At 51.7% G+C, this 15,093-nt stretch carries 13 protein-coding genes; 12 read left to right on the top strand and 1 reads right to left on the bottom strand.

Features of this window, described 5'->3' with window-relative positions; genetic code table 11:
- Positions 1-13: 13 nt before the first annotated feature.
- The 9 genes from gluQRS to KDX31_00140 all read left to right on the top strand — a co-directional run bounded on the left by gluQRS (position 14) and on the right by KDX31_00140 (position 11,116).
- Entirely contained in the window at positions 14-889 is an 876-nt protein-coding gene (gene gluQRS, locus KDX31_00180) for a tRNA glutamyl-Q(34) synthetase GluQRS (protein ID UTW03506.1), read from the top strand.
- Positions 889-1,065 (top strand): hypothetical protein, encoded by a 177-nt coding sequence (locus KDX31_00175; protein ID UTW03505.1) that lies wholly within the window; start codon positions 889-891, stop codon positions 1,063-1,065. Before gluQRS ends, KDX31_00175 begins: the two co-directional genes overlap by 1 nt.
- Positions 1,055-3,958, top strand: coding sequence for a PAS domain-containing protein (locus KDX31_00170; GenBank protein UTW03504.1), 2,904 nt, complete (start codon positions 1,055-1,057; stop codon positions 3,956-3,958). The genes KDX31_00175 and KDX31_00170 overlap by 11 nt, the downstream gene beginning before the upstream one ends.
- 56 nt (positions 3,959-4,014) lie before the next feature.
- Complete coding sequence (locus tag KDX31_00165) at positions 4,015-5,415, top strand: sigma-54-dependent Fis family transcriptional regulator (GenBank protein ID UTW03503.1); 1,401 nt, start codon at positions 4,015-4,017, stop codon at positions 5,413-5,415.
- Between the two features lie 553 nt (positions 5,416-5,968).
- Positions 5,969-7,381: a polynucleotide adenylyltransferase PcnB gene (pcnB, locus tag KDX31_00160; protein ID UTW03502.1), complete on the top strand. Its 1,413-nt coding sequence runs from the start codon at positions 5,969-5,971 to the stop codon at positions 7,379-7,381.
- Positions 7,374-7,877: a 2-amino-4-hydroxy-6-hydroxymethyldihydropteridine diphosphokinase gene (gene folK / locus KDX31_00155; protein ID UTW03501.1), complete on the top strand. Its 504-nt coding sequence runs from the start codon at positions 7,374-7,376 to the stop codon at positions 7,875-7,877. The genes pcnB and folK overlap by 8 nt, the downstream gene beginning before the upstream one ends.
- Positions 7,878-8,007: 130 nt before the next feature.
- Positions 8,008-8,799, top strand: coding sequence for a 3-methyl-2-oxobutanoate hydroxymethyltransferase (gene panB, locus KDX31_00150; GenBank protein UTW03500.1), 792 nt, complete (start codon positions 8,008-8,010; stop codon positions 8,797-8,799).
- A 5-nt stretch (positions 8,800-8,804) separates the two neighbouring features.
- Positions 8,805-9,653 (top strand): pantoate--beta-alanine ligase, encoded by an 849-nt coding sequence (gene panC / locus KDX31_00145; protein ID UTW03499.1) that lies wholly within the window; start codon positions 8,805-8,807, stop codon positions 9,651-9,653.
- A gap of 281 nt (positions 9,654-9,934) precedes the next feature.
- Positions 9,935-11,116: an acetyl-CoA C-acetyltransferase gene (locus KDX31_00140; protein UTW03498.1), complete on the top strand. Its 1,182-nt coding sequence runs from the start codon at positions 9,935-9,937 to the stop codon at positions 11,114-11,116.
- Between the two features lie 78 nt (positions 11,117-11,194).
- Here the strand turns inward: KDX31_00140 and KDX31_00135 are convergent, their stop codons facing one another.
- Complete coding sequence (locus KDX31_00135) at positions 11,195-12,031, bottom strand: 6-carboxytetrahydropterin synthase (protein ID UTW03497.1); 837 nt, start codon at positions 12,029-12,031, stop codon at positions 11,195-11,197.
- 129 nt (positions 12,032-12,160) lie between these two features.
- Here KDX31_00135 and rsuA point away from each other — a divergent pair, with 129 nt between their 5' ends.
- The 3 genes from rsuA to KDX31_00120 are packed head-to-tail and all read left to right on the top strand — an operon-like array spanning position 12,161 to position 14,592.
- Complete coding sequence (gene rsuA, locus KDX31_00130; GenBank protein UTW03496.1) at positions 12,161-12,853, top strand: 16S rRNA pseudouridine(516) synthase RsuA; 693 nt, start codon at positions 12,161-12,163, stop codon at positions 12,851-12,853.
- The gene (locus tag KDX31_00125; GenBank protein UTW03495.1) at positions 12,850-13,893 is read left to right on the top strand and encodes a class I SAM-dependent methyltransferase; all 1,044 of its coding nucleotides are present in this window, start codon (positions 12,850-12,852) and stop codon (positions 13,891-13,893) included. Before rsuA ends, KDX31_00125 begins: the two co-directional genes overlap by 4 nt.
- 21 nt (positions 13,894-13,914) lie before the next feature.
- Positions 13,915-14,592 carry a hypothetical protein gene (locus KDX31_00120; protein UTW03494.1) on the top strand — a complete coding sequence of 226 codons (678 nt, stop codon included), beginning with the start codon at positions 13,915-13,917 and terminating at the stop codon, positions 14,590-14,592.
- The last annotated feature ends 501 nt before the right edge of the window (positions 14,593-15,093 follow it).

Genomic DNA, 15,093 nt, shown 5'->3' with positions numbered 1-15,093 from the left:
AGCCGCTTTTGCAATGGTCTATACCGGTCGTTTCGCTCCCTCACCCACTGGCCCGCTCCATTTCGGCTCCCTTCTGGCCGCAGTTGCCAGCTATCTCGACGCCCGCGCACATAATGGCCTTTGGCTGTTACGCATCGAAGACCTCGATCCTCCCCGCGAGGCTGAAGGGGCTACTGATAGTATTTTCAGAACACTTGAACAGTTTGGTCTGCACTGGGATGGTGAAGTGATTCGTCAAAGCGACCGACTCGCTATCTACAATGATATTCTGTCCCAACTGAGTAATAGCGGCGCTGCCTATCGATGCAGCTGCTCCCGACAACAGATTCAGAAACGCAGTAGCAACCCACTGTATGACCGCCATTGTCGCAGTCACCCGCCAATGACCGGAGCACGCTGCGCCATGCGCATTCGCTGCGACCAGGATTACCCGTTCGATGACCTGATTCAGGGACATCAGCAGTTCAGCAATCTGACTGAAGATTTTGTTATTTTCCGCAGGGATGGTTTTTTCGCCTATCAGCTGGCCGTCACCATTGATGATGCGGCACAACAGATCAGCCATATTGTCCGCGGCTCAGACCTGCTCGACTCAACCCCGAAACAGATACACCTGCAACAAAAGCTGGGTTACCGTCAGCCGGTGTACGCGCACATTCCCGTAGCAACCAACAGACAGGGACAGAAACTCAGTAAACAGACGCTGGCCCCGGCTCTGGATGAGCGTCAGGCGCTACAACTGACCATCCGCGCACTGGATTTTCTTGGCCAGCAACCCGTGGCAGAATTAGCCGATGGCACCATCGAAGAGTGCCTGTGCTGGGCAACTACGCACTGGGACATCACGGCGATTCCGAAGCAAACGGGTATCATTCTGGAGGATAACTAATGCATTTTTACCGTGTCCTGATCGTACTGGTCATTGGTGGATACCTGTTATCACCGCTTCTCGATCAGTGGTGGCCCGATTCTGCCACCCCCTGGTACAGGCCCTATATTATCTGGGCAGTCCTTATTCTGCTGGTAGCCATACTGGAACGGAGACGCCGCAGCGATGAATTTTAATCTGATCGAACTGCTGCTCATCGCCATCGCCTACCTGACTGCACTGTTTGGTACCGCCTACATCACCGAGCGGGGCTGGGTTTCGAAACGTATCATCTATCATCCGGTTACCTACGTCCTGTCACTGGGGGTATTCACCAGCGTCTGGACCTTTTACGGCACATTCGCCATCGCCAAAGAGTCCGGTTATAGCTTTCTGGCATCTTATCTCGGCGCTTCAGCAGCCTTCTTTCTGGCGCCGGTTATACTGATCCCGATTCTGCGCATCACCAGAACCTATCAGTTAAGTTCGCTGGCCGACCTGTTCGCTTTCCGCTTTCGTTCAGCCACTGCCGGGGCACTCACGGCATTCTTTTCACTGATTGCCATTCTGCCACTGATCTCAATTCAGATTCAGGCGGTATCAGATTCACTGCATATTCTTAACCAGGATTTTTCTTCAGACCAGATCGCCGTCGGCTTCTGTACCCTGATCGCTCTGTTTTCAATTCTGGCAGGGGCCCGCAACCCCTCATTGCGCTATAACCGCACCGGTCTGATTGTGGCGATGGCAACGGGATCACTGATAAAGCTGTTCGCCCTTGTAACCATTGCGCTATACGCACTATTCAATGTGATGGGCGGCCCGCACGGACTGGAACTCTGGCTGCAGCAGCATCCGGAAGAGCTGGCGGTATTCGATACTCAGCTGGACAGCAATCTGTGGCGCACCATGCTGCTGGGATTTTTCTCAGCCATTATTGTGATGCCTCACACCTTCCATATGCTGTTTACCGAAAACACCTCATCCAACAGTCTGCATAAAGCCAGTTGGGGCGTCCCCCTCTACCTGCTGATCCTGGCGCTGGCGGTTCCCCCAATTCTATGGGCGGGCATCCGGCTGGGGGTTGCCGATCAACCGGCATTCCTGATTCTCAATCTGGGGATAAAGCTGGAGTCCAATTTCCTCACAACACTGGCCTTTATCGGTGGACTGACCGCTGCCAGTGGCATCATCATTGTGTCCACCATATCAATCGCATCAATGCTGCAGAACCATCTTATTCTGCCACTGGTCCCGCCTCTGTCGACGCAAAAGCTCTATTCGCGGCTGCTATGGCTCAGACGGATACTCATTATCGTTATGATGCTGGGAAGCTATCTGTTCTACACCGAGGTCGGTCTGAACTACAACATCCACTGGCTGGGCACTCTGGCGTTTATTGCCTTTATGCAGTTCCTGCCGGGCATCCTCGCGACACTGTTCTGGCCAGGAGCCAACCGCACAGGCTTCAGCCTCGGACTTATTGTGGGCATGAGTATCTGGATTTTCCCGATGCTCAGCGCCTTGCTGAACGGCAGCATCAGCGATGCAACATCAATTATGTATCATCAGAGCTGGCATCAGATTGCGATCTACGCACTCACAGCAAACATTATCGTGTTTCTGCTGGCCTCCATTCTGACACGCAGCTCACCGGAAGAGATCGCCAGCGCCAGCGCTTGCCTGCATAACAGCTTGCAACGCCCAGTCGGACCTCAGCTTAGCATCAGTCACAGCGATGAGCTGGTGACTTTACTCAGCTCTCGCCTGGGTAAAACAACCGCTCAGAAGGAAGTTGAACAGGCCCTGCAGGAACTGAACCTGCGCAGTGGCGAGTTGAATGCCATCGACCTTATGCGCCTGCGAACCCTGATTGAAAGCCGCCTCAGCGCGGTATTTGGGCCGGTTGAGGCCAGCGCACTGCTAAATCAGCAGGTTCGCAAGGGTACACCAGATCAATACCGCACCCGGGACATCCATCTGCTGGAGGGGCAACTGGAAAACTATCAGACCCGGCTCAGCGGTCTGGCTGCCGAACTGGATAATTTGCGCCGCCACCACCGCATGACGCTGCAACGCTTACCCGTCGGCGCCTGCTCACTGGACGAAAAGGGGCAGATCATTTTCTGGAACGAGGAGATGGAACAATTTACCGGATTGCAGAGCTCATCAGTCTTAACCCGAAAACTAATCAGCCTGCCCGCGCCCTGGGGCGAACTACTGAATAACTTTTCAACTCAGGAGCAAAACCACCTGCTCTCGCACCATCTGCTAATCAACGAAGAGAACTGTTGGCTAAGCCTGCACAAAGCCAGTCTGGCTGAAAACTCTGAGTCGATGGTGATCCTGCTGGAAAATGAAACCGAAAACCAGATTCTGGTGAACCGCCTGTCTCACAACGAACGACTCGCGTCGATTGGCCGCTTTGCTGCCGGCGTGGCACATGAGATCGGCAATCCAGTCACCGGGATCGCCTGCCTGGCACAAAATCTGAAATATGAGACCGATGATGAGATCATCCTCGAAAGCGGTGAACAGATTGTGGCCCAGACCAACCGCATCACCCGTATAGTGCAGTCGCTGATCCGTTTTGCTCATACCGGCCAGACTGACAGCCAACAACTCCAGGAAAACATAAACCTCAAAGAGCTAACCAGCGAAGCGCTTCACCTGGTATCGATGGACAGCCGGGGAAGGGAGATTAAACTGATCAACAATATTGATGCTGCGATCAATATCAGTGGAGACCTACAACGACTGATGCAGGTGTTTGTCAATCTGATCAATAATGCCTGTGATGCCTCCCCCCCTCATGGCAGGGTGTGGCTCGAAGCGAAGCAGACCGCTAACTCAATCGAGATCACCGTTAACGACGAGGGTACGGGGATCGCTCCGGAGCATCAGAACAAACTGTTTGAACCGTTCTTTACTACCAAAGATCCCGGCAAAGGAACCGGATTAGGGCTGCCTTTGGTCTATAACATCATTGAGGAGCATTATGGTAGTATACGCATAGTGAGTCCCGCCAATAAAAATCAGAACAATGGCACTCAGGTGGTTATCACCCTCCCGGTCACTTTGCAGGATTAAGTTTGTAAAATAACAAACACCTGCCGACCAGAGGACAAGAAGCAAAGGTAAACCGAATGAGCCGCATTCTGATCGTAGAAGATGAGTCTATTATACGTTCTGCCCTCCGGCGATTGCTGGAGCGCAACAATTACAATGTTGACGACGCAGGGTCTGTCGACGAAGCAACCAGTCAGTTCAATCTCAACGACTATAACCTGATCATCAGTGATCTGCGCCTGCCTGGCGCACCGGGCACCGACCTGATTAACCTGGCCAAAGCGGTTCCGGTAGTCATTATGACCAGTTACGCCAGTATGCGCTCCGCGGTGGATGCGATGAAACTGGGTGCGGTCGACTATATCGCCAAACCCTTTGATCACGACGAAATACTGGAAACCATCGCCAATATCATCCGACTACGCGGAGCCGAGGACAAAACTACTCAGCAAGATGGAAATTCCCAGCCGACCCCGGAAAACCAGATGGTCGGCAACTGCGCAGCGATGAAAAATCTCTTTAGCCGAATTCAAAAAGTCGCCCGAACCGATGCTACCGTCCTGATCCAGGGAGAGTCCGGCACAGGCAAAGAGCTGGCGGCCAGAGCCATCCACCAGCAGAGTGACCGTTCAGGTTCGCCAATGGTATCGGTTAACTGCGCATCCATTCCGGAAACGCTGATAGAATCAGAGCTGTTTGGCCACGAAAAAGGGGCTTTTACCGGCGCTGATTCTGCCCGCAACGGTTTGATCGAAGCGGCCCATGGCGGCACCCTGTTTCTCGATGAGATTGGCGAACTGCCTCTGGAAGCTCAGGCACGGCTGTTACGATTTTTACAGGAGGGCGAGATCCGCAGAGTCGGTGCAGTTAAATCGATCAATGTCGACGTCCGCCTTATTGCTGCAACTCACCGCAATCTGAAAGCGCTGGCCAAGACCGGAGAGTTCCGCGAGGATCTGTACTACCGGCTCTATGTAATGGAACTGCAGATGCCGCCGCTACGGCAACGGGGTGAGGATATTATCGAGATCGCCCAGCAGTTTTTACAAAAGAGCTGCGAAAAGCTTGGCTCCCCGCTGCTCAGTTTCAGTGCAGATGCCTGCCAGACGATGATTCGCTATAACTGGCCGGGTAATGTGCGGGAACTGCAAAACGCCATCGAACGGGCGGTTATTCTGGCTGACGATCACAGCATCACCACTGACCTGCTGGGACTGGATATCGAATCGGGCTCCCTTGCTGAACTGGAATCCAGTTTTGCCAGTGGCCATTCACTGGTAGCGGAAAGCGACATTGACCTCAGAGAACGCCGACCAGAGCAAAACCTCTCTCTGGATGATTACTTCCAGCGCTTCGTGCTGGAAAACCAGGACAGTATGAGTGAAACCAAACTGGCTAAAAAGCTGGGTGTCAGCCGCAAGTGTTTATGGGAGCGCCGTCAGAAGCTGGGCATTCCACGAAAGTCTAAAGAAGCGTAACGAGGGCCACTTCCTGCTGGACAGGAAAGATTTCAGAAGTGTTACTTATCCCCCACTACGCAGATGCAGCATGAGTAAAAAGGTAACACTTTTTGTTACCCTCCTCGCGAGTACAGGGTAACAAAACGGCAACTCAAAACATCAAGCACAATAAAAACAAATACTTACAAAAACTGGCACAACAACTGCTCTATATACGGGCAAGAAGAAGAACAATACTTACCGCCAATAATCATAATAAAAATAAAACCCAGATTATGAGCCGATAAGTAACCTGCCTCGAATAAAAATAAAAATGAGGCTCTAAAAGCTGATCGCTGGATTGACACCCAATACAACGGTCCCGAAACAGTGCTCTTAGAAATAAAAACAACAAGCTAAGACATAGTTGTTGTCTAAAAGCGGTCAGCTTACCCATCTACTTTTGCCCTCCTATTACTCATATCCTGCTTGCACTAAAGATCAGTAAAACTGCGGCGTAAACTGCATTTTTTGATTGAATTTCATGCTATTATTCTGCGCTCTTATTTCTACGTAAGTTTCTCAGTGAGATATGGACAAAAACTCATCACCTATAGGCTCGTTTATCCGTAAATTGTTCGGTAGTAATCGAAAACGCCCATCCGGCGAAGTCAGCACGCAAACCTGCGGCCCTCAGCTAATTCCTGAAGAGGTTCATCAGATTCCCCGCCGACAGCTGAACGACGCGGCGATGAAAACCGCTTACCATCTGCAGGATGAAGGCTACGAAGGTTATCTGGTCGGTGGTTGCATCCGTGATCTGCTGATGAACAAACATCCCAAAGATTTTGATGTTGCAACCAATGCCACACCGGAACAGGCCCATGCGCTATTCCGTCGCTCACGTCTGATCGGCCGGCGCTTTAAACTGCTCCATGTCCGGTTTGGACGGGACATGATCGAAGTCGCCACCTTCCGCGCCAGCCATGATAGTCATCCCAAGAACAGCGATGGCGAACATGGGCGACAGAACGACAGCGGCATGATTGTTCGCGATAATGTTTATGGCACCATAGAAGAGGATGCACTGCGACGCGACTTCACGGTAAATGCTCTCTATTACTGCCCTAAAGACCACTGTGTCTACGACTTTACTAACGGCTTCAGTGACCTCAAACACCGCACCCTGCGCATGATCGGCGACCCCGATGCCCGCTATCGGGAAGATCCGGTACGCATGCTGCGAGCGGCACGCTTTGCCGCCAAGCTCGGTTTTAGTATTGAAACGGAAACTGAAGCCCCGTTGTATGAGCTGGGATACCTGCTCAATGATATCGCTCCGGCCCGGTTGTTCGATGAAGTCCTTAAAATCTTCCAGTCCGGACATGGTGTTGAGTCCTACCATCAGTTTCGCAAATACGGTTTGTTGGAGCATGTTTTCAGCCAGACTGCCTACTGCCTTGAAAACCCCGGAGACGCTCCGGTAGAACAGCTGGTGCTCAACGCACTGCAGAATACCGATCGCCGTATTCAACAGGATAAAAGTGTAACCCCCGCCTTTCTGTTTGCCGCACTGCTCTGGTATCCAATGCAGCAGCGGATGGCTAAATTGCAACAACAGGAGGGGATGCATACGGTACCGGCGATGCACGAAGCCGCGAATCAGGTGATTGGCAAGCAGATTAGTCAGACAGCCATTCCCCGCCGTTTCTCCACACCAATCAGAGAGATCTGGGAGTTGCAGTTCCGCCTGCCCCGCCGTCAGGGCAAACGCGCCGACCGGCTGATGGAACACCCGCGCTTCAGGGCGGCTTATGACCTGCTGGTGCTGCGTGAAAACAGTGGCGAGGATTTAGAAGGGCTGGGTAAATGGTGGACCGACTACCAGACACAGAACCCACAGATCCGCAGTCATATGTCCCGTGAAGCGACCAAAGACGAGCCTCCCAAGCGACGTCGCAGACGCCGCTCACCGACAAAGAAGCACGAACAGAATAATGGCTGAATCTCCGGCCCTCACCCCATGGACCCGCTGCTATATAGGGCTGGGGAGTAACCTTGAAAATCCGGTCACTCAGGTTGTCACCGCACTGCTGGAGCTGGAACGTCTGGATGGTTGCCGCAATCTGGTTCATTCCAGCCTGTATCGTAGCGATCCGGTTGGTCCTGCCGGCCAGCCTGACTATATCAACGCTGTCGCCAGCCTGGAAACCACCCTTCGTCCCCTCGAACTGCTTGATGCAATGCAGGCACTCGAGCAACAACACCAGCGGGTCAGAATTCAGCACTGGGGACCGCGCACGCTGGATCTTGATCTGCTGCTCTATGGTGACCAACAGATCACTCATGAACGATTAACCGTGCCCCACCCCTATCTTCATGAGCGCAGTTTTGTGCTCTATCCCCTGGCAGAAATTGCACCTCAGGTGCACATTCCGGAGCAGAAAAGTCTCGCCGAATGCCTTAAAGCGTGCGACAAAGGCTCTCTCGAACGAATTTAGAAAAACCACAAGTTATTAAAAAACAATAACTTATGAAGACTTATTCCGCTATGCACAATAGATAATAGTTAAACCGAAAAGGGCTATGTATAATCCCCCCCGTCTGAGTAATAAATAAGCAGGTTCTCTTATGAGCAGCATTACCCTTCATACACTGATGGCTCGTAAACAGGCCGGTGAAAAGTTTGCGGTACTTACCGCATACGACGCCTGTTTTTCCCACCTTATCAGCACTGCCGGTGTTGAGGTGATGTTAGTGGGCGACTCCCTGGGCATGGTATTGCAGGGCAATGACAGTACTCTGCCGGTAACCATCGAGGAGATGGTTTACCATACTGCGGCCGTAAAAGCAGGCAATCAGGGCTCTATGATCATGTCTGATCTGCCGTTTATGAGCTATGGCACACCCGAGCAGGCAATGGACAGCGCTGCTGTGCTGATGCAGGCCGGAGCCCATATCGTCAAACTGGAAGGCGCGGCCTGGCTGGATGACACGATCACCCTGCTGGCAGAGCGCGGCGTTCCGGTGTGCGCCCATCTGGGACTAACGCCACAGGCAGTCAATGTACTGGGCGGATACAAAGTGCAGGGGCGCGACAACAGCGCCGCCAAAAAAATGATCGAAGATGCGGTACGCCTGGAACAGGCTGGCGCAGCAATGCTACTGCTGGAATGTATTCCTTCACTGCTGGCCGGCGAAATCACTAAAGCGGTCGATATTCCGGTTATCGGTATTGGCGCAGGCGCTGACACCGATGCTCAGGTGCTGGTGATGCACGATATGCTGGGAATCACTCCGGGTCGCAGTCCAAGGTTTGTGAAAAACTACATGGCGGACAGCGATGATATCGCCAGTGCCTTCAAAGCCTACGCTGAAGAAGTGAAGGCGGGCACTTTCCCCGGACCTGAACACGGATTCTGATAATCATGAAAACTATCTATTCTATTGCTGAGCTGCGTGAAGCCATCGGCGAAGAGCGACGTGCGGGTAAAAAAATCGGCTTTGTTCCAACCATGGGCAACCTCCATACCGGACATATCCAGTTGATCCACCAGTCTAACAATCATGCCGACATCACGGTTGCCAGCATCTTTGTAAACCCGTTGCAGTTTGGTGAAAATGAAGATCTGGATGCCTACCCCCGCACCCTGGCAAGCGACCAGGAAAAGCTCGAAGCGGCCAACTGCGACTACCTGTTTGCACCCAATATCAATGAAATGTACCCCAATGGACAGGTGATCCAGACCCTGATTGAAGTACCGGGAATCTCTGATATTCACTGTGGTGCCAGTCGTCCGGGACACTTTCGGGGCGTTGCCACCGTAGTCTGCAAGCTGTTTGGTATTGTCCAGCCGGATGTTGCCATCTTCGGCGAGAAGGATTTCCAGCAACTGATGGTAATCCGGCGTATGACGGAAGACCTGTTTCTGCCGGTTGAAGTGCTCGGCGCCCCGATTGCCCGGGCACAGAGCGGCCTGGCCCTCAGTTCCCGAAACGGTTATCTGACCGAAGAGGAACTGGCAACAGCCCCTACCCTCAACAGCACTATCAGTCAGACCATCGCCCAGATCAGTTCCGGCCGCAGGGATTATACGGCGATGCAGGAAGAAGCTCAGGAGATTCTGGAGCAGTCTGGCTTCAAACGGGATTACTACGCCATCTGCAATCGTATAAATCTCCAGCCTGCCAGCCCTGAAGATACTCAGCTGGTAATCGTTGCCGCCGCCTATCTGGGTAAAGCCCGCCTGATCGATAACATGGTCATCGATCTCTGATCATAGCCATCTCAGGTTTATTCACCTTTGGTAGGCTTGGTAATCCACCCAACAACTGCTAAATTCACCTGTCTGGCGTCATTTTTTTATGACTCATGCCGCCAGACAGGTGAAACCCCATTGCAGTTGCCTTTTGACTATGCTGTACTGCACTGCACAAATAAGATTATTACAAAAAAGCTGCAGAGTGTTTTGTGTTGGATTACTGACTGATCCGCCATCAAAAAGTCACACAGTATGGCTAAACTACTGCGGCAATCTTACAAGCAAGAGGAATGATCATGCGTGATGTTGTTGTTGTAGCCGCAGGCCGTACGGCTGTTGGTAGTTTTAATGGTTCTCTGGCATCAGTTTCTGCCAGTGATCTTGGCGCTGCTGTTATTAAAGGTTTGCTGGAAAAATCCGGTATTTCCGGTGACCAGATTGATGAGGTTATTCTCGGTCAGGTGCTGACTGCCGGTTGCGGCCAGAACCCAGCCCGCCAGGCGACGGTGAATGCCGGGCTTCCAATTGAAGTCTCCGCTATGACGATTAACAAAGTCTGTGGTTCAGGCCTTAAAGCGATTCAGCTGGCAACTCAGGCGATCCGTTGTGGCGATGCTGAGATGATTATCGCCGGTGGTCAGGAAAACATGAGTGCGTCTGCACACGTGCTGCCCAATTCCCGTAACGGCGCCCGAATGGGTGACTGGAAGATGGTCGACACCATGATCAAAGATGGTCTTTGGGATGCGTTCAACGACTATCACATGGGCATCACCACTGAAAATATCGTTGAGAAATACGGTTTCACCCGCGAAGAGCAGGATGCTTTTGCAGCAGCCTCTCAAAACAAAGCTGAAGCGGCGCAGAAAGCGGGTAAGTTTACGGATGAGATTATTCCGGTTGTTATCCCTCAGCGTAAGGGCGATCCGGTTGTGTTCGATACCGATGAGCAGCCACGTCACGGTGTAACCGCTGAAGCGCTGGGCAAACTGCGCCCGGCCTTCAAAAAGGACGGTACTGTTACTGCCGGTAACTCTTCTACTCTCAACGACGGCGCCGCTGCCGTAATCCTGTGCTCTGCTGAGAAAGCGGCTGAACTGGGTCTGCCGGTGCTGGCGACAATCAAAGCCTATGCGTCTGCAGGTGTTGATCCATCTATCATGGGTACCGGTCCTATTTGCGCAACTCAGAAAGCGCTGGAAAAAGCCGACTGGACAATTGATGATCTGGAACTGGTTGAAGCCAACGAAGCCTTCGCGGCACAGGCAATGTCTGTCAACAAAGATCTGGGCTGGGATACCAACATCGTTAACGTTAACGGTGGGGCAATAGCGCTGGGTCATCCAATCGGCGCTTCAGGCTGCCGTATCTTCGTTTCCCTGCTACACGAAATGGCTCGTCGCGATGCGAAGAAAGGCCTGGCGACTCTGTGTATCGGTGGCGGCATGGGTACTGCGCTGGCAATTGAGCGCAGCTAAGCGATACCTGCTTTAAAAAAACCGCGGTCTTAACCGCGGTTTTTTGTTTCTACTCACTCAGCTAAAGAAAACGAATGATCAGGCTTCGGCGATCGCCCCTTTAGCGACTCCTTCAAAGGCGCGCACAGTCACCGCTTTATCTGGATATTCTGCTTTAACCTGCTGCGCCAGATGGCAGGCAATCTGTTCCACTGTCGTCTCGGTATCAATCAGATAGCAGTTCTTTGCTGGCAGCCGGATCTCAAACTCCCCCTGCGGGGCGTTATACAAATAATGGTGCTCAGCTGAAGGCTCAGACAGCAGATGGCTGCGGGTGCCGATATAGATATCATGAAAAGTTTCAGCCCACTGCTGTTCAACACCGGTATCACGCTGACCATCGAGAAAGATTTCAATGCGTGAACGATGCCCGTGGGCGATGCGCTGACAGTTACCGTCGTGTTGCTGCAAGCCGTGACTGTAGTGATAAAACGCACCACTGATCGATTCGGGCACAAAACTGATCTCAAGCCCCTGCACCCCATCCGGAAACAGCGCCAGCAACTGGTCTTTACACCACTTGGCCAGGCTGGTTTCGGTCACCTGATCCATATCCACCAGCACTATCGCCTGCTGAGGGGAACGACAGAAGAACTCTCCGCCGTCTGGATACTGCCAGGTAACAACGGTTTCCCCTCCGGCCTGACTGGCTTTGAGGTTAGTCATTCCCGTGGGCACGACTAACGCATGGTCGATACAATTATCAAACCATTGCTTTACCGCCTTTTTAACAACCGCGAAGTCGCAGATCATCCCCTGCTCATTCAGATTGCCGTCCAGCACCAGCTGGACCAGCCAGGACTCTCCCAGCAGGCCTCGTTGCGGATGCAGGTAGGAAAAATCAACATTGGTCAGGTTATCTACAAAAAGCTTCACAGGCAGTCACACGGTCAGTTTAAATTAGTCATTATACGGGCGGCGTATATTAGCTGATTACCAGCTCTATTGCATTCAGGCTGGTACCGGTATACTAGCTGTTTTTTGATAACAGGCAGATGAAATTCGATGCGACTGGATAAATATCTGAGTCAGGCAACCGGTTTACCCCGCAGTCTTATTAAACGACAGATCAAATGCAAAAATGTCGAGGTAAACGGTCAGATCTGTCAGGATCACGGTTACAAAGTCGTCAGCAGTGACGCCGTGCTACTCGAAGGGCGCGAGGTTTCTGCTCCCGGCCCCAAATATCTGATGCTGAATAAACCGGAAGGCACTGTGTGCGCCACTGAAGATGCGGAACACCCTACGGTTATCGATCTTCTCGATCTGGAAAACATCCGCGATCTGCACCCCGCTGGCCGTCTGGATATCGATACCACCGGATTAGTACTGATCACCAACGATGGTCAGTGGTCCCACCGGGTGACTTCACCGAAACACCATTGCGATAAGGTCTATCTCGTCACCACCGCCGACCCTATCTCGCCGGACTATGCAGAACAGTTCGCCACAGGCATCACGCTGCGTAATGAAGAAACGCCCACCCTGCCTGCCACACTGGATATCCTCTCAGACACTCAGGCCCGGGTTACCCTGCAGGAGGGGCGCTACCATCAGGTAAAGCGGATGTTTGCCGCCATGGGCAATAAAGTGATCGCCCTGCACCGGGAACAGATTGGCAAGATCGTGCTGGATGATGATCTGGAACCCGGCGAATTTCGCTTTCTGACCGATGAAGAGGCTAAATCCTTCCGATGACTGATACTGCATTTTCCCTGTTGAAGCCTGAACTGGACAGCGCCAGCGGTATTGCTCTGTGGATCGCCGATGAAAACCTGCTGAATCAGACCAGTCGTGTAAACCCTGACGTTACAGTTATCAGCAACCGCTTAGATCTCTGTCAGCAACTTGAAAGCGCCGGCTGGCACAGCCTGTTCTCTGATTTTGATTTTACTGCCTACGCCGATCATAGCGTGGATAAGATTCTCTACCGGGTATCAAAAGAAAAACCGGTGGTACACCATGTGATCAACCAGGCGATCCGTATTCTCAAGCCCGGTGGAAAACTGTGTATCTCTGGCCTTAAAAACGAAGGCATTAAAACCTATCTGGATAAAGCCAAGAAACTCTTTGCCGGACAGATCGAGCAGTCAAAATCAGACAAGAATACCTGGATGGGCATTTTGCAGTCACCCGGGGCACCCGACACGGAGCTATTGGAGGACCACGACTACACCACGCTTCGGGAAGTCGCCACGGACGAAAACTTCAGCTATATCAGCAAGCCTGGTGTCTATGGATGGAATAAGATCGATAAAGGCAGCGCTTTTCTGATCGCCGAACTGCCCCGCTTTATTGAACGACTCCCACAGAAGCCGGAAACCGCGCTTGATCTGGGCTGTGGATATGGTTATCTGTCACTTAACTGCGCACCACTCGGCTGCCGGATCACCGCCACCGATAACAATGCCGGCGCCCTTAAAGCCTGTCAGGAAAATTTCCGATTGCGGGGAATCGACGCTGAAGTCATTGCCGCAGATTGCGCAGACGGTATTGCCGGGCGTTTCCCACTGATTCTTTGCAATCCACCGTTCCATCAGGGCTTCGGCATTGAAGGGGATATGACTGATCGGTTTCTGGATGCTACCCGTAACCACCTGCAGGCTGATGGTATCGCCTGCTTTGTGGTTAACCTGCATATCCCGCTTGAACGAAAAGCCCGGAAACGCTTCTCTACCATAGAAACAATAGCCGATAATGGCAGCTTTAAGCTGGTATTACTGGCTCAACCGAAATAAGAAATGAGTTAAAAGTACAGCATGGTTTCCACCTATCTGAAACAAACCTGGTTTTTTTTCCGCGCCAATATCCAAGCGATTATGCGCATACAGCTGCCGTTCATCATCCTGATAACGCTGATCAGCATGAGCGCAATGCAATCGGTCGATCCGGAGAATCCGGAGCTGAACAACTCTATCCTGATGTTCTATCTGGCCAGCCTGATCTTTCTGCCTCTTTATGTCGGCGCGACCATCGCGTATCTGGAGTCGGTGGTAAATAACGCCCCTATCAGCACTACCGAAGCCCTGAAAGTTGGCCTCAGCCGCTGGGTCCCCCTGTTTGTCACCAAACTGCTCGGTGCATTCGGTATCGCCATCGGTCTGTTGCTGTTTTTTATCCCAGGGGTATTCATGATGATCCGCTGGGGGTTTGCGGAATACTTCAGTATTATCGAAAAAACCAGCCCGACCGAATCCCTGAAAAACAGCTGGCAGGACACTTCAGAATACTTCTGGCCCCTGCTGAACGGCCTTGCCGTGCTGTTTGTCATACTTCTGGGAAGCAACCTGCTGATCGAAACGCTGCTGCAAAGCATAGGACTCGATTCACTCATCCTTCGCAGCCTGTTTGATATCGTCTTCGGATTCCTTAACTGCCTTTATACGATATACGGATATCGGCTGTATTGTGTCATGCGGGAAAAACAAAGTGGCTAGAACGTGACTTCGTCACTTGCTAGTGGTTAGACGGGAAGCTTCGCTTCCCTTGCTAGAAAAAGCGTAAAACATTGAATCTCGATAAATATATGTGCTCATAGGGAAAGAGTTATGAGGCTTTGCTCTAATTAACAAGGACGTACAATGAAAGGGATTTTTTCATCAACACGATCGCTGTTGCGGCTGTATCTGTTTTAGCTGCTTTGCTTTTTTCTATGACCCCAGATTACTCGGTTATGGAAAAGAGGATGATAGATATCTGAATGCCATAATTCAAAAATGCAATTCAGGTCTGGAAAGAAACAGCCGATCCTTCCCTCATCAGTCATTCATATCCATTTTACCCCAAGATGACATAAGCTTTGATTCAGCGCTCGATAGCTGCTTTAAAAATCAAATAGTTTCGAATGTGCTGGAAGCTTTCTAAAATCATCTCATTTTTTGAGCAACACCGCATACAGCCTATACAAAGCAGGAAATGACCCGCGAGAATCATTACAG

The organism is Amphritea atlantica (genome assembly GCA_024397875.1).
Lineage (GTDB): Bacteria > Pseudomonadota > Gammaproteobacteria > Pseudomonadales > Balneatricaceae > Amphritea > Amphritea atlantica_B.
The sequence above is the reverse complement of the archived record's forward strand: the minus strand, read 5'-3'. Positions and strand labels throughout refer to the sequence as shown.

Excerpts from the sequence above, each read along its gene's own strand:
- gluQRS (UTW03506.1), top strand. The coding sequence starts at position 14 with ATGGTCTATACCGGTCGTTTCGCTCCCTCACCCACTGGCCCGCTCCAT.
- KDX31_00175 (UTW03505.1), top strand. The coding sequence starts at position 889 with ATGCATTTTTACCGTGTCCTGATCGTACTGGTCATTGGTGGATACCTG.
- KDX31_00170 (UTW03504.1), top strand. The coding sequence starts at position 1,055 with ATGAATTTTAATCTGATCGAACTGCTGCTCATCGCCATCGCCTACCTG.
- KDX31_00165 (UTW03503.1), top strand. The coding sequence starts at position 4,015 with ATGAGCCGCATTCTGATCGTAGAAGATGAGTCTATTATACGTTCTGCC.
- pcnB (UTW03502.1), top strand. The coding sequence starts at position 5,969 with ATGGACAAAAACTCATCACCTATAGGCTCGTTTATCCGTAAATTGTTC.
- folK (UTW03501.1), top strand. The coding sequence starts at position 7,374 with ATGGCTGAATCTCCGGCCCTCACCCCATGGACCCGCTGCTATATAGGG.
- panB (UTW03500.1), top strand. The coding sequence starts at position 8,008 with ATGAGCAGCATTACCCTTCATACACTGATGGCTCGTAAACAGGCCGGT.
- panC (UTW03499.1), top strand. The coding sequence starts at position 8,805 with ATGAAAACTATCTATTCTATTGCTGAGCTGCGTGAAGCCATCGGCGAA.
- KDX31_00140 (UTW03498.1), top strand. The coding sequence starts at position 9,935 with ATGCGTGATGTTGTTGTTGTAGCCGCAGGCCGTACGGCTGTTGGTAGT.
- rsuA (UTW03496.1), top strand. The coding sequence starts at position 12,161 with ATGCGACTGGATAAATATCTGAGTCAGGCAACCGGTTTACCCCGCAGT.
- KDX31_00125 (UTW03495.1), top strand. The coding sequence starts at position 12,850 with ATGACTGATACTGCATTTTCCCTGTTGAAGCCTGAACTGGACAGCGCC.
- KDX31_00120 (UTW03494.1), top strand. The coding sequence starts at position 13,915 with ATGGTTTCCACCTATCTGAAACAAACCTGGTTTTTTTTCCGCGCCAAT.